Origin of the sequence: Streptomyces celluloflavus (genome assembly GCA_000720995.1) — a bacterium.
Taxonomy (GTDB): Bacteria; Actinomycetota; Actinomycetes; order Streptomycetales; family Streptomycetaceae; genus Streptomyces; species Streptomyces celluloflavus.
This window is the reverse complement of the sequence record JOEL01000045.1, coordinates 38,939-53,458: the sequence shown is the minus strand read 5'-3', so window position 1 is coordinate 53,458 and position 14,520 is coordinate 38,939. Positions and strand designations below refer to the sequence as shown.

The window sequence follows — 14,520 nt, the reverse complement described above, 5'->3', positions numbered from 1 at the left end:
CCCTCCCCCTCCCCATCCCCTGGCCGGTGTCGCTCCATGGCGACCTGCCGGAGCCGGCCACCCCGTGCCGAGCCAGAGGCCACCGCCGACTCCGCCGACCAGCCCCAGCCGTCAGCACCGGCCAGCCGTCGGCACCCAGTCGCCGGTCGCCAGTCGCCAGCCGGAAGTGCCAGCCGGTCGCCAGTACCGGTTGGTCGTCAGCGCCGCCGGTCGGCCGTCAGCACGGTTCCGCCGGCGGCGGCGGAGCGCGTCGGCCAATCGGCGGCCTCCGTCAGCTCGCTCGCCCATTCGCCGTGGCCACCCACAGCGGTTAACCGGCGACAGTCTTCAGTGCGGGTCGACCAAGGGCCGCCGCCGAGGGGCGGCCATCACCCGTGGCTGTCGCCGTCCGTCAAACGCGCCGCCACCACGCGAAGACCCCGGTCGGAGAACTCGCGGCGGGTTGCCTCCTTCACTCCGCCGTCTGTGATGAAGGTGTCGAAGACGTCCGCGTCGCCCACCCGGGCGAAGCAGCGCTCGCCGATCTTCGACGAGTCCGCGACGACCACGGCACGTCGGGCACGCTCGGCCATGAGGCGGTTGACCCGGGCCTCCGCCTCGTCGTGCACCGTGGCCCCCATCACCGGGTCCATGCCGTTGGCCCCGATGAAGGCGATGTCGACGGAGATCTGCTGGAGCACCAACTCGCTGAACGGACCCACCAGTTCGAATGACCGCGAGTGCGCGACCCCGCCTGTCAGGACGATTTTGATCTGTGGCCGTACAGCCAGCTCGTTGGCGATGTTGAGGGAATTGGTGACAATCGTCAGATGCGGCTGTGGGCCCGCCTCAGCGAAGTCGGGGCGGGTGGCCAGCACCCGAGCGATCGCCGTGGTCGTCGTGCCACCGCTCAGACCGACCACGTCCCCGCGCCCGACCAGCTTCGCCGCCGCCCTCGCCACTGCCTCCTTCTCCTCGGACCGATGAGCGTGCTTGTAACGGATCGGCAGGTCGTACGCCACCGAGCTGAGCACCGCCCCGCCCCGCGTGCGGGTCAGCAGCTGCTGTTCGGCGAGGGCATCCATGTCGCGCCGCATCGTGGCGGCCGAAACCTCCAGCTCGGTAGCCGCCTCCTCGACCTCTACCCGGCCCCGGTCCCCGAGCAGCTCAAGCAGTGCGTTCATCCGTTCATGGCGCTTCATGGCGCGAGCCTAACCGGGCTCTGGTGCCCCCTCTGACGTCTCACCCCCGGACCGATGCCTGGGCGGCGTACAGCTCTGGTTCGGCCGCCGGAGTGGTCAGTACGCCCAGCAGTCTCGCCGCCTCCTCGGCCACGGCCTCCCGGGCCGACTTGATGTACTTCCGGGAGTCCACGAGCGCGGGGTTCGCGGTGAGGGTCTCCCGTATCGAGTGGGTGAAGACGGAGACCAGATGTGTGGAGATGTTGATCTTTGTCATGCCGGCGGCGATGGCGCGACGCAGTTCGTCGTCCGGTACGCCGGAGGAACCGTGCAGTACCAGTGGTACCGGTAGTGTCGTGCGCAACGCCGCGATCAGGTCCTTGTCCAGCACGGCCGTGCGCTCGTGCATCGCGTGCGAGGAGCCGACGGCCACGGCCAGTGCGTCCACTCCCGTCGCGCGGACGAAGGACAGCGCCTCATCCGGGTCGGTGCGCGCCCCCGGGGCGTGCACCCCGTCCTTGCCGCCGACCTTGCCGAGCTCCGCCTCGACGTAGACGCCGCGGGCGTGGCACCAGGAGGTCAGTTCGGCGGTGGTGGCGACGTTCTCCGCGTAGGGGAGTGCGGAGGCGTCCACCATGACCGACCCCACCCCGGCGGCGATGCCCTGGTGGACCAGGTCCGCGTCGGTGATGTGGTCGAGATGCACCGCGATGTGGGCGGTGGAGTCCTCGGCCAGTGCGAGGGTGGCGCGGGTGATGGGCAGCAGGCTGCCGTGGTAGCGGATGCAGTTCTCGCTGATCTGGAGGATGAGCGAGGTGCCCGTGCGCTCGGCGGCGGTGACGAGCGCCTCCGCGGTTTCCAGATGGATGACATTGAAGGCCGCGGCACCGACCCGCGCCTCACGCGCGGCGTCGACGATCGATGAGGCGGGAACGAGGGGCATGGGAATCTAACTCCCTTGCGGACGGGGCGGGTTTATGCGGGTGGAGGAGCACTTTCTACGGAGCGGCCGGCGCTTCGAGCATCACCGAACGGGTCAGGCTGCGCGGGCTGTCCGGGTCCAGGCCGCGGGCACGGGCCCGCTCCAGTGCCACGCGCTGGACCAGCACCAGATCGGCCAGTGGATCGCGCGCGTGACACACGAAACGCGCACCGGTCCGTGCCACATCCGCCTCCAGGCCCTGCGGAGCCGTACCGAACAGCCAGGTCACCCGGCCGGGCGCGGCTATCGCGATCGGTCCGTGGCGGTATTCCATCGCCGGGTAGGACTCCGTCCAGCTCTGTGAGGCTTCCCGCATCTTGAGAGCCGCCTCGTTTGCCAGACCGAACGTCCACCCCGTGCCGAGAAAGGAGAACTGCTCGGCGTCCACCCACTCCTGTTCGACCGGTGCGGACAGCGCCTCGTGTGCCTCGCGTACCGCTGTGGAGACGTCGGCGCCCAAATGTGCGCGCAGCAGCGTCAGCGCCGTGGTCGCGAACCGCGTCTGCACCACGGACTTCTCATCGGCGAACGGCAGCGCGACCGTCTCGTCGGAGAGCGCGACCGCCGGCGTCTCGGGGTCGCCGATGATCGTCACCGAGGGGATACGGCCCTTGACCGCGTCCAGGACGCGCAGCACCTCGGTCGTGGTGCCCGAACGGGTGATCGCCACCAGCGCGTCATAGCCGCGGTCGCTGCCGAGGAATGCCTCCGAGGCGGCGAACGGGTCCGTCACGCCCATTCCGGCGCCCTCGCGCAGTGCGGCGTACGACTGCGCCATGAACCACGATGTGCCGCAGCCGACAACGGCGACACGCTGACCAGGCTTGGGCAGTGGGCCTGCCGCGGCACCGATCCGCGCCGCCTCCTGCCAGGTGTCCGGCTGGCTGCGCAGTTCCTGCTCCATGTACGAGGTCTCGCTCATGACCCGCCCTCCCGTGATGCGTATGTCCGAGGTCTGTGTCTGCTGGATGCGATGAGTGACTGATGATGCAATTTCTGGTTCCGTTGCAATCAACTGTACGCATTGCTCTGCCTCGAATCCATCCCTCGCGAGGGTGAACGGGTGGGTGGGGGAGGGCGGTGCGGGAGTGTGAAGAGTGGTTTGAACAAGCTGAATGGATGGTTGCCCGTGAGGGGAGGAAGATGTTGACACATGCTTGAAATGCGTCCGGAGTTCGCAAGTTAAATCATGAAGTAGGTCGCTACGCCGCACGAAGGACTGCCCATGTCCATGGCAACACTTCCGGCGACGCCCCCACCGCCGTCGTCCAGGACCTCGCACCGCACCGGCAGGATGTTCGCGCTCACCGGCGCCGTCGTCGGCGTCATCTACGGCTACGACACCGGCAGCATCTCCGGTGCCCTGGTGTTCCTCAGCAAGGACTTCCACCTCACCGCCGCCGAAAAAGGGCTGGTCAACAGCATTCTGGTGTTCGGCTCCCTCGTCGGCGCACTGATCGGCGGCAAGCTCGCCGACGCCCTCGGCCGCCGGACCGCGATGCTGATCGTCGCCGTTTCGTACGCCGTCTTCGTCGCGCTCTCCGCGCTCGCGCCCAATGTCGTGGTGCTCGACGCCGTCCGCTTCCTGCTGGGCATCGCCATCGGCATCTCGATCGTCGCCGCGCCGCTCTACATCGCCGAATCGGTCCCTGCGCGCATCCGCGGCGCTTCCGTCGCCGCCTACCAAGTGGCCACCGTGGCGGGTATCGCCCTCACCTACTTCGTCAACTGGGGCCTGTCCGGTGGCGGCCACTGGCGCTGGATGCTCGGCCTCTCCGCGATACCCGCGGCACTGGTGCTGATCCCGCTGCTCCGACTGCCCGACACCCCTCGCTGGTACGTCCTCAAAGGCCGGACGGACCGAGCAGTCGAGGTCATGGCGATGACCGACCCGGATGTCGATCCGCGCGCGGAGGTGGCCGCCGTGGGCGCCGCGCTCGCCGCAGAGGGGGGCGGATCGGCGCGTTCGCTGCTGCACAAGCCCTATGCGCGCGCCACGCTCTTCGTCGTCGGCCTCGGCTTCTTCTGCCAGATCACCGGCATCAACGCAGTGACGTACTACAGCCCGCAGATCTTCCAGGAGATGGGCTTCACCGGCGATGGCCAGAACTTCCTGCTGCCGGCCTTCGTCGAGCTCGCCTCACTGGCCGCGACCGTCCTCGCCATCCTCATCATCGACCGGATCGGCCGGCGGCTGGTGCTGCTCTCCGGCATCGGCACGGTGGTCGTGATGCTCGCCGTCCTGACCACCGTCTTCGCCATGGGGGAACTGCACGGTACGGCCACCTGGGTGGGTTTCGGCGCCGTCCTGCTCTTCACCGCGGCGTTCAACTTCGGCTTCGGATCGCTGATCTGGGTCTATGCGAGTGAGGCGTTCCCCGCCCAGCTGCGGTCCACCGGGGCGTCGGTGATGCTGAGCGCCGACCTGGTCGCCAATCTCCTGATAGCCCAGTTCTTCCCGTCCCTGATGGCCTGGGTGGGCGCGGCCTGGACGTTCGGGGGCCTCGCCGTTCTGGCACTCGGCGCCCTGGGCTTCGCCTTCGTCACCGCTCCCGAGACCAAGGGCCGCCAACTGGAGGAGATCCAGGGCTACTGGCTCAACGGCGGCCGCTGGCCCACCCCGGCCCCCGAAACCGCTCCTTGACCTACGCACGGCAGTGGTCGGCTCGCCCCCGCCCGCTGGTCCGGTGCGGGGCCGTGGAACACCGCCGGTCTCGCATCGGCGCCCCCGCGCACCACGTCGTGCTCACCTGTACGGCCTATCGCCCGCCTGCTGCTCCTGGCGCCCGTATGACGTGTACGGTGCGAAAAAAATCAGCGGTCCGGTCGACCGTGCCTGAGCAAGGCAGCGTCATGGGCGTCTCCTGAGCGGACGGGTACCGGGCGCGGACCCCGCACGGCGCGAGCCGTCGGGAGCTGTCCGGGTGCCGCCCCGGTGTCCGTGCGGATGCCGTTCCCCAGTCCAGAAGAGCCTCGGCCATGGCCTTCCACCACCCTGCCGGTACGGCCCCCGCCCTCGACCGCCGCATCGGGCGCCTGCGGGAAGCCGCCCGAACGGAGCCACGACTCGACGGCGTGCTGCGGTACGGATCGTGGACCCTCGGAGAGGTCGATGCCTGCTCTCCGATACCGAGGCATACCCCTGCATTCAGGACGCGCGCACCCAGGGCTTCGATGCCGCGATTCCCGCGCGGGCCGCCGGGCACGGGCAACAGGACCTACCGGCCGTCGACCGCGAGCGGTACACCGCGGCCGTCGCCGCTGCCCGTCTTGAGGACGTACGGACCGGCCGCGCGGTGGAGCCGGGAATCGGTGACCGAGGCGACGGCTTGGTAGCAGATGACGTTCTCCGCCGGACTGCACGACGAGACAGGGGGACTTCCCGGCCGTGCATGAGCGAGGCAGCGCACGCACCGGAGCCGCTGACGGAGTTTGCCCGGTCCGCCGTACGCACGACGTACCGGGCCGCGCGCGACGGCGGAGCGGACCGGGCTCAGGAAGGCAGCTGTTCCCGGTACTGCTCCAGGGCCGGCGCGGTCGTGGTCGCCACGAATTCGGTGATCCGGTAGGTGCACACATCGGCGATGGAGAACGGGTCCTCCGCCACGAGCCGCTCGACGGCCGCCCGGTCCATACCGGCGGCGAGGATCACGCCTCCGTCGCGCGGCACCTTGCGGCCGGCGGCGATGAAGTGTCCGGTCGCGTACTGCTCGTTCAGCCACTCCACATGCTCCCGCAGTGCGGCGTCGACGCGTTCCATGGGGGCGGTGTAGGTCAGCTCAAGTACGAACATGTCTGCAATATAAAGGAGGCGCCGGCCGCGGCGACTGGCGCCCTGTCGGCAGGAAGTCCGCAGGCCACAGGCGTGGACGGACGCGCGGACCGTCACCTCGGGGGCGACCGGCCACGGAGCATCGCGCAAGGTCGCGCCTCCAAGCGGGAAGAGGCGCTGACGGTCACCGGTCGGCCGACGCCGCCGAGAGACCCCGGAGACCCCGGAACCACATGAGCCCCTGATCCGGCGGGGCAGGCCGATCCGCCGGATCAGAGGTTCGATAACGTGACCGCCACCATGGATGCCTCCGGAACGATCTCCCCCGACGATGAACTGCGGCACTGGCCCACCGACGAAGCGCAGGCGCGCGCCGTCCAGGACCGGCTGAGGTCCTCCGTACGCCTCGATCAGTCCGGCCCTGAACCGGGCTTCGCGGGCACCGTGGTCGGCGTGGATGTCGCCTATGACGATGAGCGTGATGTCGTCGCCGCGGCGGCCGTCGCGCTGGACGCCCGCACGCTCGCCGTGGTCGACGAGGCCACCGCCGTCGGCCGGGTCTCGTTCCCGTACGTCCCGGGCCTGCTGGCCTTCCGTGAGATTCCCACCGTCCTCGATGCCCTCGCCCGCCTCACGCGCACACCGGATCTCGTGGTGTGCGACGGGTACGGGCTGGCGCACCCGCGCCGTTTCGGACTCGCCAGCCACCTCGGGGTGCTCACCGGGCTGCCCACGATCGGCGTCGCCAAGAACCCCTTCACCTTCCGGTACACACCTCCGGGACCGGACCGGGGTGCGGTCTCTCCCCTCCTGGACGACCGGCCGGGCACCACGGATGCGCCGGGTTCCGGAGGCACCGCCGGCGGCGCCGGTCATCCGGAGGAGGTCGGGCGGGCGCTGCGCACCCAGACGGGTGTCAAACCGGTCTTCGTCTCCGTGGGCCACCGCGTCGACCTCGACCGGGCCTGTGCGCATACGCTCCATCTGGCGCCCAAGTACCGCCTCCCGGAGACCACCCGGGCCGCCGACTCCCTCTGCCGGAGGGCGCTCGCGAGCGTCTGAGAGCAACGGGGAGAGGCGGTGCGGCCGAGCGCCCATGGTGGTCCCGGAGCATCATGCCCGCCCTCCGGGAGCAGTCTCGGGGCGCCGTCGGCAGCGTGGTCCGGTCCGGTGCTGCGCCGGGGGAGGGCCGGTCGTACCGATGGCGGAGGGTGTCCGAGTCGTCCTCCGTCGCCCGCCCGCCGGGCTCACTCCGTGCTGTCGTTCTGCCGCCCCAGGGCCACCCCGCGCACCCCGTCCAGTTCTGCCAGTGCCTCGACCAACGGGTGCGCCGATCCGGTCCCTTCGAGGCGGAGCAGGACCTCGGCCGAGACGTTTTCGTCGTCGGCGCCGGTCTCCACCTGTACGTCGGTCACCCGGAAGCCGCTGCCGGTGCACATCGCCAACATCTGCCCCAGCAGTCCGTGTTGGGAACGGTAGGTCAGTCGCAGCTCCACCCGTTCGTAGGGCGACGCCTTCATGGTCCGTTCCGTCAGCTTCGGGAAGCCGCGGACGATGAGGAAGTGCACCGCCGTCGCACCGATCGCCAGCAGTGCCAGGCCCCCGCCGCACGCCATGCCGATGGCGCAGGTCAGCCAGATGGTGGCGGCTGTCGTGAGGCCGCGGACCGCGTCCTTCTTGACGAAGATCAGGCCGCCGCCGATGAAGCCGATGCCCGATACGACCTGCGCGGCGACGCGGGACGGGTCGAGGGAGACGCCTTCCACGCCCAGGAGGGCGCCGAAGCCGTGGATCGACACCTCCATGAACAGTGCGCTGCCGACGCCGACGAGCGTATGGGTGCGCAGCCCCGCGCTCTTCTGCCGGGCTTCGCGTTCCAGCCCGATCAGTGACGACAACAGCAGTGCTATCGCCAGTTCGCTGAACTGGCGCAGTCCCTGGCCGTGGTGGATACCGAAGAGCTCGGGGGCGAGTTGCGGAGACGACATGGCACCAGTGTCCTCCGCCGGACCGTCGCTCCGCGGGCTGTTGTCAGTGGTCGCCGTTAGCGTGGAATGCGGTGGAAGTCATCAGCCGCGAAGGACGGGTGCGGCGGCCGGGCGGGACGCGCTGCCCGAGACCGGCGCGGGACGGGAAAGGACGGGCGGAGCCCATGGTGAAGGCAGTGGATCCGGTGGCGGTGCGGGAGCGGGTGCGGACGTTCGCGCTCGGGCTTCCGGGGGCCGTCGAGGACTTTCCCTGGGGCGAGAGCGTCGTGAAGGCCGGTAAGAAGGTCTTCGTCTTCCTCGGCGTCGGTGACGGCAGTTGTCCGCCCGGGATCACGCTGAAGCTGACGGACCCGGAGGCGCACGCCCACGCGCTGTCCTCGCCCGGTGTCGAGTCCGCCGGATACGGGCTGGGCAAGGCAGGGTGGGTGCGGGTGTCCCTGGCGGAGCGGGGCGCCCCGCCGGCGGAGCTGCTCTGCGACTGGGCCGAGGAGTCGTATCGCGTCATAGCCCCGAAGAAATTCGTCGCCGAACTCGACGGGGGATAGCCGGCGCGCAGCGATCAGGCGCACCAAGACCCGTGACGGCGATGACAGTTGGGCATCGCAGCCACGGGCTTCTTCGTGATCGGCACACGGCTCGGGGGCTTGTGGAAAGTGGAACACGTTCTTAACATCACAAGTGTTACATCAGAAGTGTCACAGTGCGGTGAGAGGACTGGGGCTCGATGGCGGATTCAGGGCACGGCCCGCTGAGCGGGGTGCGCGTGGTGGAGCTGGCGGGGATCGGGCCCGGTCCGTTCGCGGCCATGCTGCTGGCCGATCTCGGCGCCGATGTCGTCCGCGTCGACCGGCCCGGAGGCGCGGGACCGCGCATCGCTCCCGAGTACGACCTCACCAACCGCAACAAACGCTCGGTGGTGGTGGACCTGAAGAGCCCTGAGGGGGCGGCGCAGGTACTCGACCTGGCCGAGCGCGCCGATGTGCTGGTCGAGGGGTACCGACCCGGCGTGGCGGAGCGGCTCGGCGTCGGCCCCGAGGAGTGCCTGGCGCGCAACCCCCGGCTCGTCTACGGCCGGATGACCGGCTGGGGGCAGCAGGGACCGCTCGCCGACACCGCGGGACACGACATCGCCTATATCGCACTCACCGGCGCCCTCGGCATGATCGGCCCGCCCGACGGCCCGCCCGCCATCCCCGCCAACATCCTCGGCGACTACGCCGGCGGCTCCCTCTATCTCGTCATCGGCGTCCTGGCGGCCCTCCAGCACGCCCGCGCCGAGGGCGGAAAGGGCCAGATCGTGGATGCCGCGATCGTCGACGGCACGGCCCATCTGACGGCGATGATCCACGGCATGCTGGCGGCCGGCGGCTGGCAGGACCGGCGCGGTACGAATCTGCTGGACGGCGGGGCGCCGTTCTACGGCACGTACGAGACCGCCGACGGCGGCCATATGGCGGTCGGCGCGCTGGAACCGCGTTTCTACGCCGAGTTCAGCCGCCTCCTGGGCATCGAGGACGGTGCCCCCGACCGGAACGACCCGGCCGCCTGGGGCGCCCTGCGCACCGCCATCGCCGCCCGCTTCAGAACCCGCAGCCGGGCGGAGTGGACCGAGGTCTTCGCGCACTCCGATGCCTGCGTGGCGCCCGTACTGTCCCTGCGCGAGGCCCCCGCGCACCCGCATCTCGCCGCCCGTGGCACCTTCGTCGACCGCTACGGCCTCACCCAGCCCGCGCCCGCACCCCGCTTCTCCGCGACCCCGGGCACCGTGCGCCGCCCGCCCGCGCAGCCCGGCGCCGACACCGAAGAGATCGCCCGTGACTGGCAGGTCCCCGGCCTCACCGCCGGTCCCGGCGGCCGCGGGCGGCAGGACGCGGGCAGCTGATGGAACCCGCCGCCACACCCCGGTGCGCGGACGCGCCGCGCCGCCGTTCGCCGATCCGACCGGCTCCAAGGAGGGCCCGCAGATGAAGCGCCAGATCTTCACCGAGGACCACGACGCCTTCCGGGAGACCGTACGCACCTTCCTCGCCAAGGAGGTGACGCCGCACTACGAACAGTGGGAGAAGGACGGCATCGTCAGCCGGGCCGCCTGGCGGGCGGCCGGCCGGCAAGGACTCCTGGGGCTCGCCGTCCCCGAGGAGTACGGCGGGGGCGGGGAGCCCGACTTCCGCTACAGCGCGGTGCTGGCCGAGGAGTTCACCCGGGCCGGCGCCGCCGGACTCGCCATCGGCCTGCACAACGACATCATCGGCCCGTATCTGACCTCGCTCGGCACCGATGCGCAGAAGCGTCGCTGGCTGCCCGGATTCTGCACCGGTGAGACCATCACCGCCATCGCGATGACCGAGCCCGGCGCCGGCTCCGATCTGCAGGGCATCCGCACCACCGCCGAGGACCACGGCGACCACTGGATCCTCAACGGCTCCAAGACCTTCATCTCCAACGGCATCCTCGCCGACCTCGTCATCGTGGTGGCCAGGACCACCCCGGAGGGCGGGGCGCACGGCCTGAGCCTGCTGGTCGTCGAGCGGGGCATGGACGGCTTCGAGCGCGGCCGCAACCTCGACAAGATCGGCCAGAAGTCCCAGGACACCGCCGAGCTGTTCTTCCACGACGTACGGGTGCCCAAGGAGAATCTCCTCGGCGAGCTGAACGGCGCGTTCGGCCATCTGATGACCCATCTCGCACAGGAGCGGATGGGCATAGCCGTCGCCGGGATCGCCGCCGCCGAGCACCTCCTGGAGATCACCACGCAGTACGTCAAGGAACGCGAGGCATTCGGCCGGCCGCTGGCCAAGCTCCAGCACATCCGCTTCGAGATGGCCGAGATGGCCACCGAGTGCGCCGTCACCCGCGCCTTCCTCGACCGCTGCATCGTCGACCACACCGCTGGCGAACTGGATGCGGTGCATGCCTCGATGGCCAAGTGGTGGGCCACCGAACTGCAAAAACGCGTCGCCGACCGGTGCCTGCAACTCCACGGTGGATACGGCTATATGGCCGAATACCGGGTGGCCAAGGCATTCACCGACGGCCGCATCCAGACGATCTACGGAGGGACCACCGAGATCATGAAGGAGATCATCGGCCGCTCCCTCCTCGGCTGACCCGGACCGGCCGCCCCGCCGCGAAAGCCTCACCCTCATGCGAAAGGCTGCTTGACTTGAGTACCGAAGCGTACGTATACGACGCGATCCGCACCCCCCGCGGCCGCGGCAAGGCCAATGGCGCACTGCACGGGACCAAACCGATCGACCTCGTCGTCGGCCTCCTCCACGAAGTGCGCCGGCGCTTCCCCGGACTCGACCCGGCCGCCATCGACGACATCGTCCTCGGCGTCGTCGGACCGGTCGGCGACCAGGGCTCCGACATCGCCCGGATCGCGGCGATCGCCGCCGGACTGCCCGATACCGTCGCGGGCGTCCAGGAGAACCGCTTCTGTGCCTCCGGCCTGGAAGCCGTCAACATGGCCGCCGCCAAGGTGCGTTCGGGCTGGGAGGACCTGGTGCTGGCGGGCGGCGTCGAGTCGATGTCCCGGGTCCCGATGGCCTCCGACGGCGGCGCCTGGTTCGCCGACCCGATGACCAACTTCGACACCGGTTTCGTCCCGCAGGGCATCGGCGCCGACCTCATCGCCACCATCGAGGGCTACACCCGGCGCGACGTCGACGAGTTCGCGGCGCTCTCCCAGGAGCGCGCCGCCACGGCCTGGAAGGACGGCCGCTTCGCACGCTCCGTCGTCCCCGTACGGGACCGCAACGGCCTCGTCGTCCTCGACCGGGACGAGCACCCGCGTCCCGGCACGACCGCCGACTCCCTGGCCGCGCTCAAGCCCTCCTTCGCCTCCATCGGCGACCTGGGCGGCTTCGACGCCGTGGCCCTCCAGAAGTACCACTGGGTCGAGAAGATCGATCACGTCCACCACGCCGGCAACTCCTCCGGCATCGTGGACGGCGCGGCCCTGGTCGCCATCGGCTCCCGGGAGGTCGGCGAGCGCTATGGCCTGACCCCGCGCGCCCGCATCCTCTCCGCCGCGGTCTCCGGCTCCGAACCGACGATCATGCTGACCGGCCCCGCGCCCGCCAGCCGCAAGGCTCTGGCCAAGGCCGGTCTGACCATCGACGACATCGACCTCGTCGAGATCAACGAAGCCTTCGCGGCCGTCGTCCTGCGCTTCGCCAAGGACATGGGCCTGAGCCTGGACAAGGTCAACGTCAACGGCGGCGCCATCGCCCTGGGCCACCCGCTCGGTGCCACCGGCGCGATGATCCTGGGCACCCTCATCGACGAACTGGAGCGGCAGGACAAGCGCTACGGCCTGGCCACCCTCTGCGTCGGCGGCGGTATGGGCATCGCCACCGTCATCGAGCGCCTCTGACCGCCCCGTCCCACCCCCCTAACGGAGAAGCCACCGTGAGCGAGCCCACTGCTGTGTCGACCATTCGCTGGGAACAGGACGAGACCGGCATCGTCACTCTGGTCCTGGACGACCCGGACCAGTCCGCCAATACCATGAACAACGCCTTCAAGGCGTCCCTCACCGCGATCGCCGACCGCCTGGAAGCGGAGCGGGACACCGTCCGCGGCATCATCGTCACCTCCGCCAAGAAGACCTTCTTCGCCGGCGGCGACCTGCGCGACCTGATTGCCGTCACCCCTGCCCAGGCCCAGCAGGCATTCGAGGCGGGCAACGGCATCAAGCGCGACCTGCGCCGCATCGAAACCCTCGGCAAACCGGTCGTCGCCGCCATCAACGGCGCCGCGCTGGGCGGCGGTTACGAGATCGCGCTCGCCTGCCACCACCGCATCGCCCTCGACACCTCCGCCACCAAGATCGGCCTGCCCGAGGTCACCCTCGGTCTGCTGCCCGCGGGCGGCGGCGTCACCCGTACGGTCCGGCTGCTCGGTATCGCCGACGCCCTGCTGAAGGTGCTGCTCCAGGGCACCCGGTACAACGCCACCCGCGCCAAGGACGCCGGGCTGATCCACGACACCGCCGCCACCCCCGAGGAACTCCTCACCAAGGCCCGCGCCTTCATCGACGACAACCCGGAGTCCCGGCAGCCGTGGGACGCTCCGGGCTACCGCATCCCGGGCGGCACCCCGGCCCAGCCGAAGTTCGCGGCCAACCTCCCGGCGTTCCCCGCCAACCTCAAGAAGCAGCTCAACGGCGCGCCGTACCCCGCCCCCCGCAACATCCTCGCCGCCGCCGTCGAGGGCTCCCAGGTCGACTTCGAGACCGCCCAGACCATCGAGGCGCGGTATTTCGTCGAGCTGGTGACCGGCCAGATCTCCAAGAACATGATCCAGGCGTTCTTCTTCGACCTCCAGGCCGTCAACTCCGGCGCCAGCCGCCCCAAGGACACCGCGCCCCGCACGGTCGAGAAGGTCGCCGTACTGGGCGCCGGCATGATGGGCGCGGGCATCGCCTACTCCTGTGCCAAGGCCGGTATGCGGGTCGTCCTCAAGGACGTCTCCATGGCCGCCGCCGAGAAGGGCAAGGAGTATGCGGCCGGTGTCCTCGCCAAGGCGCTGGCCAAGGGCCGTACGACCGAGCGGCAGCGGGACGAGCTGCTGGCGCGCATCACCCCCACCGCCGATCCGCAGGACGTCGCCGGCTGCGACGCCGTCATCGAGGCGGTCTTCGAGGACGTATCGCTCAAGCGGAAGGTGTTCCAGGAGATCGAGCACCTCGTCGCCCCCGACGCGCTGCTCTGCTCCAACACCTCCACCCTGCCGATCTCGCTGCTGGCCCAGGGCGTCGAGCGCGAGCGCGACTTCATCGGCCTGCACTTCTTCTCGCCGGTCGACAAGATGCCGCTGGTGGAGATCATCAAGGGCGCGGAAACCGGCGACGAGGCCCTGGCCCGCGCCTTCGACCTGGTCCGGCAGCTCGGCAAGACCCCCATCGTCGTCAACGACTCGCGCGGCTTCTTCACCTCCCGCGTCATCGGCCACTTCATCAACGAGGGCGTGGCGATGATCGGCGAGGGCCTCGACCCGGCCTCCGTCGAACAGGCCGCCGCCCAGGCCGGATACCCGGCCAAGGTGCTGTCCCTGATGGACGAGCTGACGCTCACACTGCCGCGGAAGATCCGGCTGGAGACCCGGCGGGCGGTCGAGGAGGCCGGCGGCAGCTGGCAGCCGCACCCCGCCGACGCGGTCATCGACCGGATGGTGGACGAGTTCGGGCGCCCCGGCCGCAGCGGCGGCGCGGGCTTCTACGAGTACGGCGAGGACGGCAAGCGGGCCGGCCTGTGGCCCGGACTGCGCGAGCACTTCGCCACCGAGGGCGCCGCCATCCCCTTCGCCGACATGCAGGAGCGGATGCTCTTCGCCGAGGCGCTGGACACCGTCCGCTGCCTGGAAGAGGGGGTGCTCACCTCCGTCGCCGACGCCAACATCGGCTCCCTCCTGGGGATCGGCTTCCCCGGCTGGACCGGCGGCGTGCTCCAGTACATCAACGGCTACGAGGGCGGTCTGCCCGGCTTCGTGGCCCGCGCCCGGGAGCTGGCGGCCGCGTACGGCGAGCGGTTCGAGCCGTCCGCGCTCCTGGTCGAGAAGGCGGGGAAGGGCGAGAAGTTCGGCGACTGACCGGGTCGCGGGGGCGGGCCGGCC

General features: G+C 70.2%; 12 protein-coding genes. 7 read left to right on the top strand and 5 right to left on the bottom strand.

The window, feature by feature from the left end; translation table 11 throughout:
• Window positions 1–368: 368 nt before the first annotated feature.
• Genes IH09_RS29225 through IH09_RS29215 form a run of 3 tightly spaced genes read right to left on the bottom strand, consistent with a single transcriptional unit; the run spans window position 369 to window position 3,064 of the window.
• Window positions 369–1,181: a DeoR/GlpR family DNA-binding transcription regulator gene (locus IH09_RS29225; protein WP_052860517.1), complete on the bottom strand. Its 813-nt coding sequence runs from the start codon at window positions 1,179–1,181 to the stop codon at window positions 369–371.
• A gap of 40 nt (window positions 1,182–1,221) precedes the next feature.
• Window positions 1,222–2,103: a class II fructose-bisphosphate aldolase gene (locus IH09_RS29220; RefSeq protein ID WP_052860516.1), complete on the bottom strand. Its 882-nt coding sequence runs from the start codon at window positions 2,101–2,103 to the stop codon at window positions 1,222–1,224.
• A 55-nt stretch (window positions 2,104–2,158) separates the two neighbouring features.
• Window positions 2,159–3,064, bottom strand: a complete 906-nt coding sequence (locus tag IH09_RS29215) for an SIS domain-containing protein (protein WP_052860515.1) — start codon at window positions 3,062–3,064, stop codon at window positions 2,159–2,161.
• Window positions 3,065–3,367: 303 nt separating this feature from the next.
• Here IH09_RS29215 and IH09_RS29210 point away from each other — a divergent pair, with 303 nt between their 5' ends.
• Entirely contained in the window at window positions 3,368–4,786 is a 1,419-nt protein-coding gene (locus IH09_RS29210; protein ID WP_110952651.1) for a sugar porter family MFS transporter, read from the top strand.
• 849 nt (window positions 4,787–5,635) lie between these two features.
• Here the strand turns inward: IH09_RS29210 and IH09_RS29205 are convergent.
• Window positions 5,636–5,935 carry a YciI family protein gene (locus tag IH09_RS29205; RefSeq protein ID WP_052860514.1) on the bottom strand — a complete coding sequence of 100 codons (300 nt, stop codon included), beginning with the start codon at window positions 5,933–5,935 and terminating at the stop codon, window positions 5,636–5,638.
• Between the two features lie 279 nt (window positions 5,936–6,214).
• Between IH09_RS29205 and IH09_RS29200 the strand changes: the two genes are divergently transcribed.
• Window positions 6,215–6,976 carry an endonuclease V gene (locus tag IH09_RS29200; RefSeq protein WP_052860521.1) on the top strand — a complete coding sequence of 254 codons (762 nt, stop codon included), beginning with the start codon at window positions 6,215–6,217 and terminating at the stop codon, window positions 6,974–6,976.
• Between the two features lie 185 nt (window positions 6,977–7,161).
• Here the strand turns inward: IH09_RS29200 and IH09_RS29195 are convergent, their stop codons facing one another.
• On the bottom strand, window positions 7,162–7,902 hold the full coding sequence (locus IH09_RS29195; protein ID WP_052860513.1) for an MgtC/SapB family protein: 741 nt from the start codon (window positions 7,900–7,902) through the stop codon (window positions 7,162–7,164).
• A 164-nt stretch (window positions 7,903–8,066) separates the two neighbouring features.
• Between IH09_RS29195 and IH09_RS29190 the strand changes: the two genes are divergently transcribed.
• The 5 genes from IH09_RS29190 to IH09_RS29170 all read left to right on the top strand — a co-directional run bounded on the left by IH09_RS29190 (window position 8,067) and on the right by IH09_RS29170 (window position 14,496).
• Window positions 8,067–8,447, top strand: a complete 381-nt coding sequence (locus IH09_RS29190; protein ID WP_052860512.1) for an MmcQ/YjbR family DNA-binding protein — start codon at window positions 8,067–8,069, stop codon at window positions 8,445–8,447.
• A 179-nt stretch (window positions 8,448–8,626) separates the two neighbouring features.
• Window positions 8,627–9,784, top strand: coding sequence for a CaiB/BaiF CoA transferase family protein (locus tag IH09_RS29185; protein WP_052860511.1), 1,158 nt, complete (start codon window positions 8,627–8,629; stop codon window positions 9,782–9,784).
• Window positions 9,785–9,866: 82 nt separating this feature from the next.
• A complete protein-coding gene (locus IH09_RS29180) occupies window positions 9,867–11,009 on the top strand; it encodes an acyl-CoA dehydrogenase family protein (RefSeq protein ID WP_052860520.1) in 1,143 nt (380 codons plus the stop codon).
• A gap of 56 nt (window positions 11,010–11,065) precedes the next feature.
• Complete coding sequence (locus IH09_RS29175) at window positions 11,066–12,280, top strand: acetyl-CoA C-acetyltransferase (protein WP_052860510.1); 1,215 nt, start codon at window positions 11,066–11,068, stop codon at window positions 12,278–12,280.
• A gap of 35 nt (window positions 12,281–12,315) precedes the next feature.
• The gene (locus tag IH09_RS29170) at window positions 12,316–14,496 is read left to right on the top strand and encodes a 3-hydroxyacyl-CoA dehydrogenase NAD-binding domain-containing protein (protein WP_052860509.1); all 2,181 of its coding nucleotides are present in this window, start codon (window positions 12,316–12,318) and stop codon (window positions 14,494–14,496) included.
• Window positions 14,497–14,520 lie beyond the last annotated feature (24 nt).

Excerpts from the sequence above, each read along its gene's own strand:
- IH09_RS29225 (WP_052860517.1), bottom strand. The coding sequence starts at position 1,181 with ATGAAGCGCCATGAACGGATGAACGCACTGCTTGAGCTGCTCGGGGAC.
- IH09_RS29220 (WP_052860516.1), bottom strand. The coding sequence starts at position 2,103 with ATGCCCCTCGTTCCCGCCTCATCGATCGTCGACGCCGCGCGTGAGGCG.
- IH09_RS29215 (WP_052860515.1), bottom strand. The coding sequence starts at position 3,064 with ATGAGCGAGACCTCGTACATGGAGCAGGAACTGCGCAGCCAGCCGGAC.
- IH09_RS29210 (WP_110952651.1), top strand. The coding sequence starts at position 3,368 with ATGTCCATGGCAACACTTCCGGCGACGCCCCCACCGCCGTCGTCCAGG.
- IH09_RS29205 (WP_052860514.1), bottom strand. The coding sequence starts at position 5,935 with ATGTTCGTACTTGAGCTGACCTACACCGCCCCCATGGAACGCGTCGAC.
- IH09_RS29200 (WP_052860521.1), top strand. The coding sequence starts at position 6,215 with ATGGATGCCTCCGGAACGATCTCCCCCGACGATGAACTGCGGCACTGG.
- IH09_RS29195 (WP_052860513.1), bottom strand. The coding sequence starts at position 7,902 with ATGTCGTCTCCGCAACTCGCCCCCGAGCTCTTCGGTATCCACCACGGC.
- IH09_RS29190 (WP_052860512.1), top strand. The coding sequence starts at position 8,067 with ATGGTGAAGGCAGTGGATCCGGTGGCGGTGCGGGAGCGGGTGCGGACG.
- IH09_RS29185 (WP_052860511.1), top strand. The coding sequence starts at position 8,627 with ATGGCGGATTCAGGGCACGGCCCGCTGAGCGGGGTGCGCGTGGTGGAG.
- IH09_RS29180 (WP_052860520.1), top strand. The coding sequence starts at position 9,867 with ATGAAGCGCCAGATCTTCACCGAGGACCACGACGCCTTCCGGGAGACC.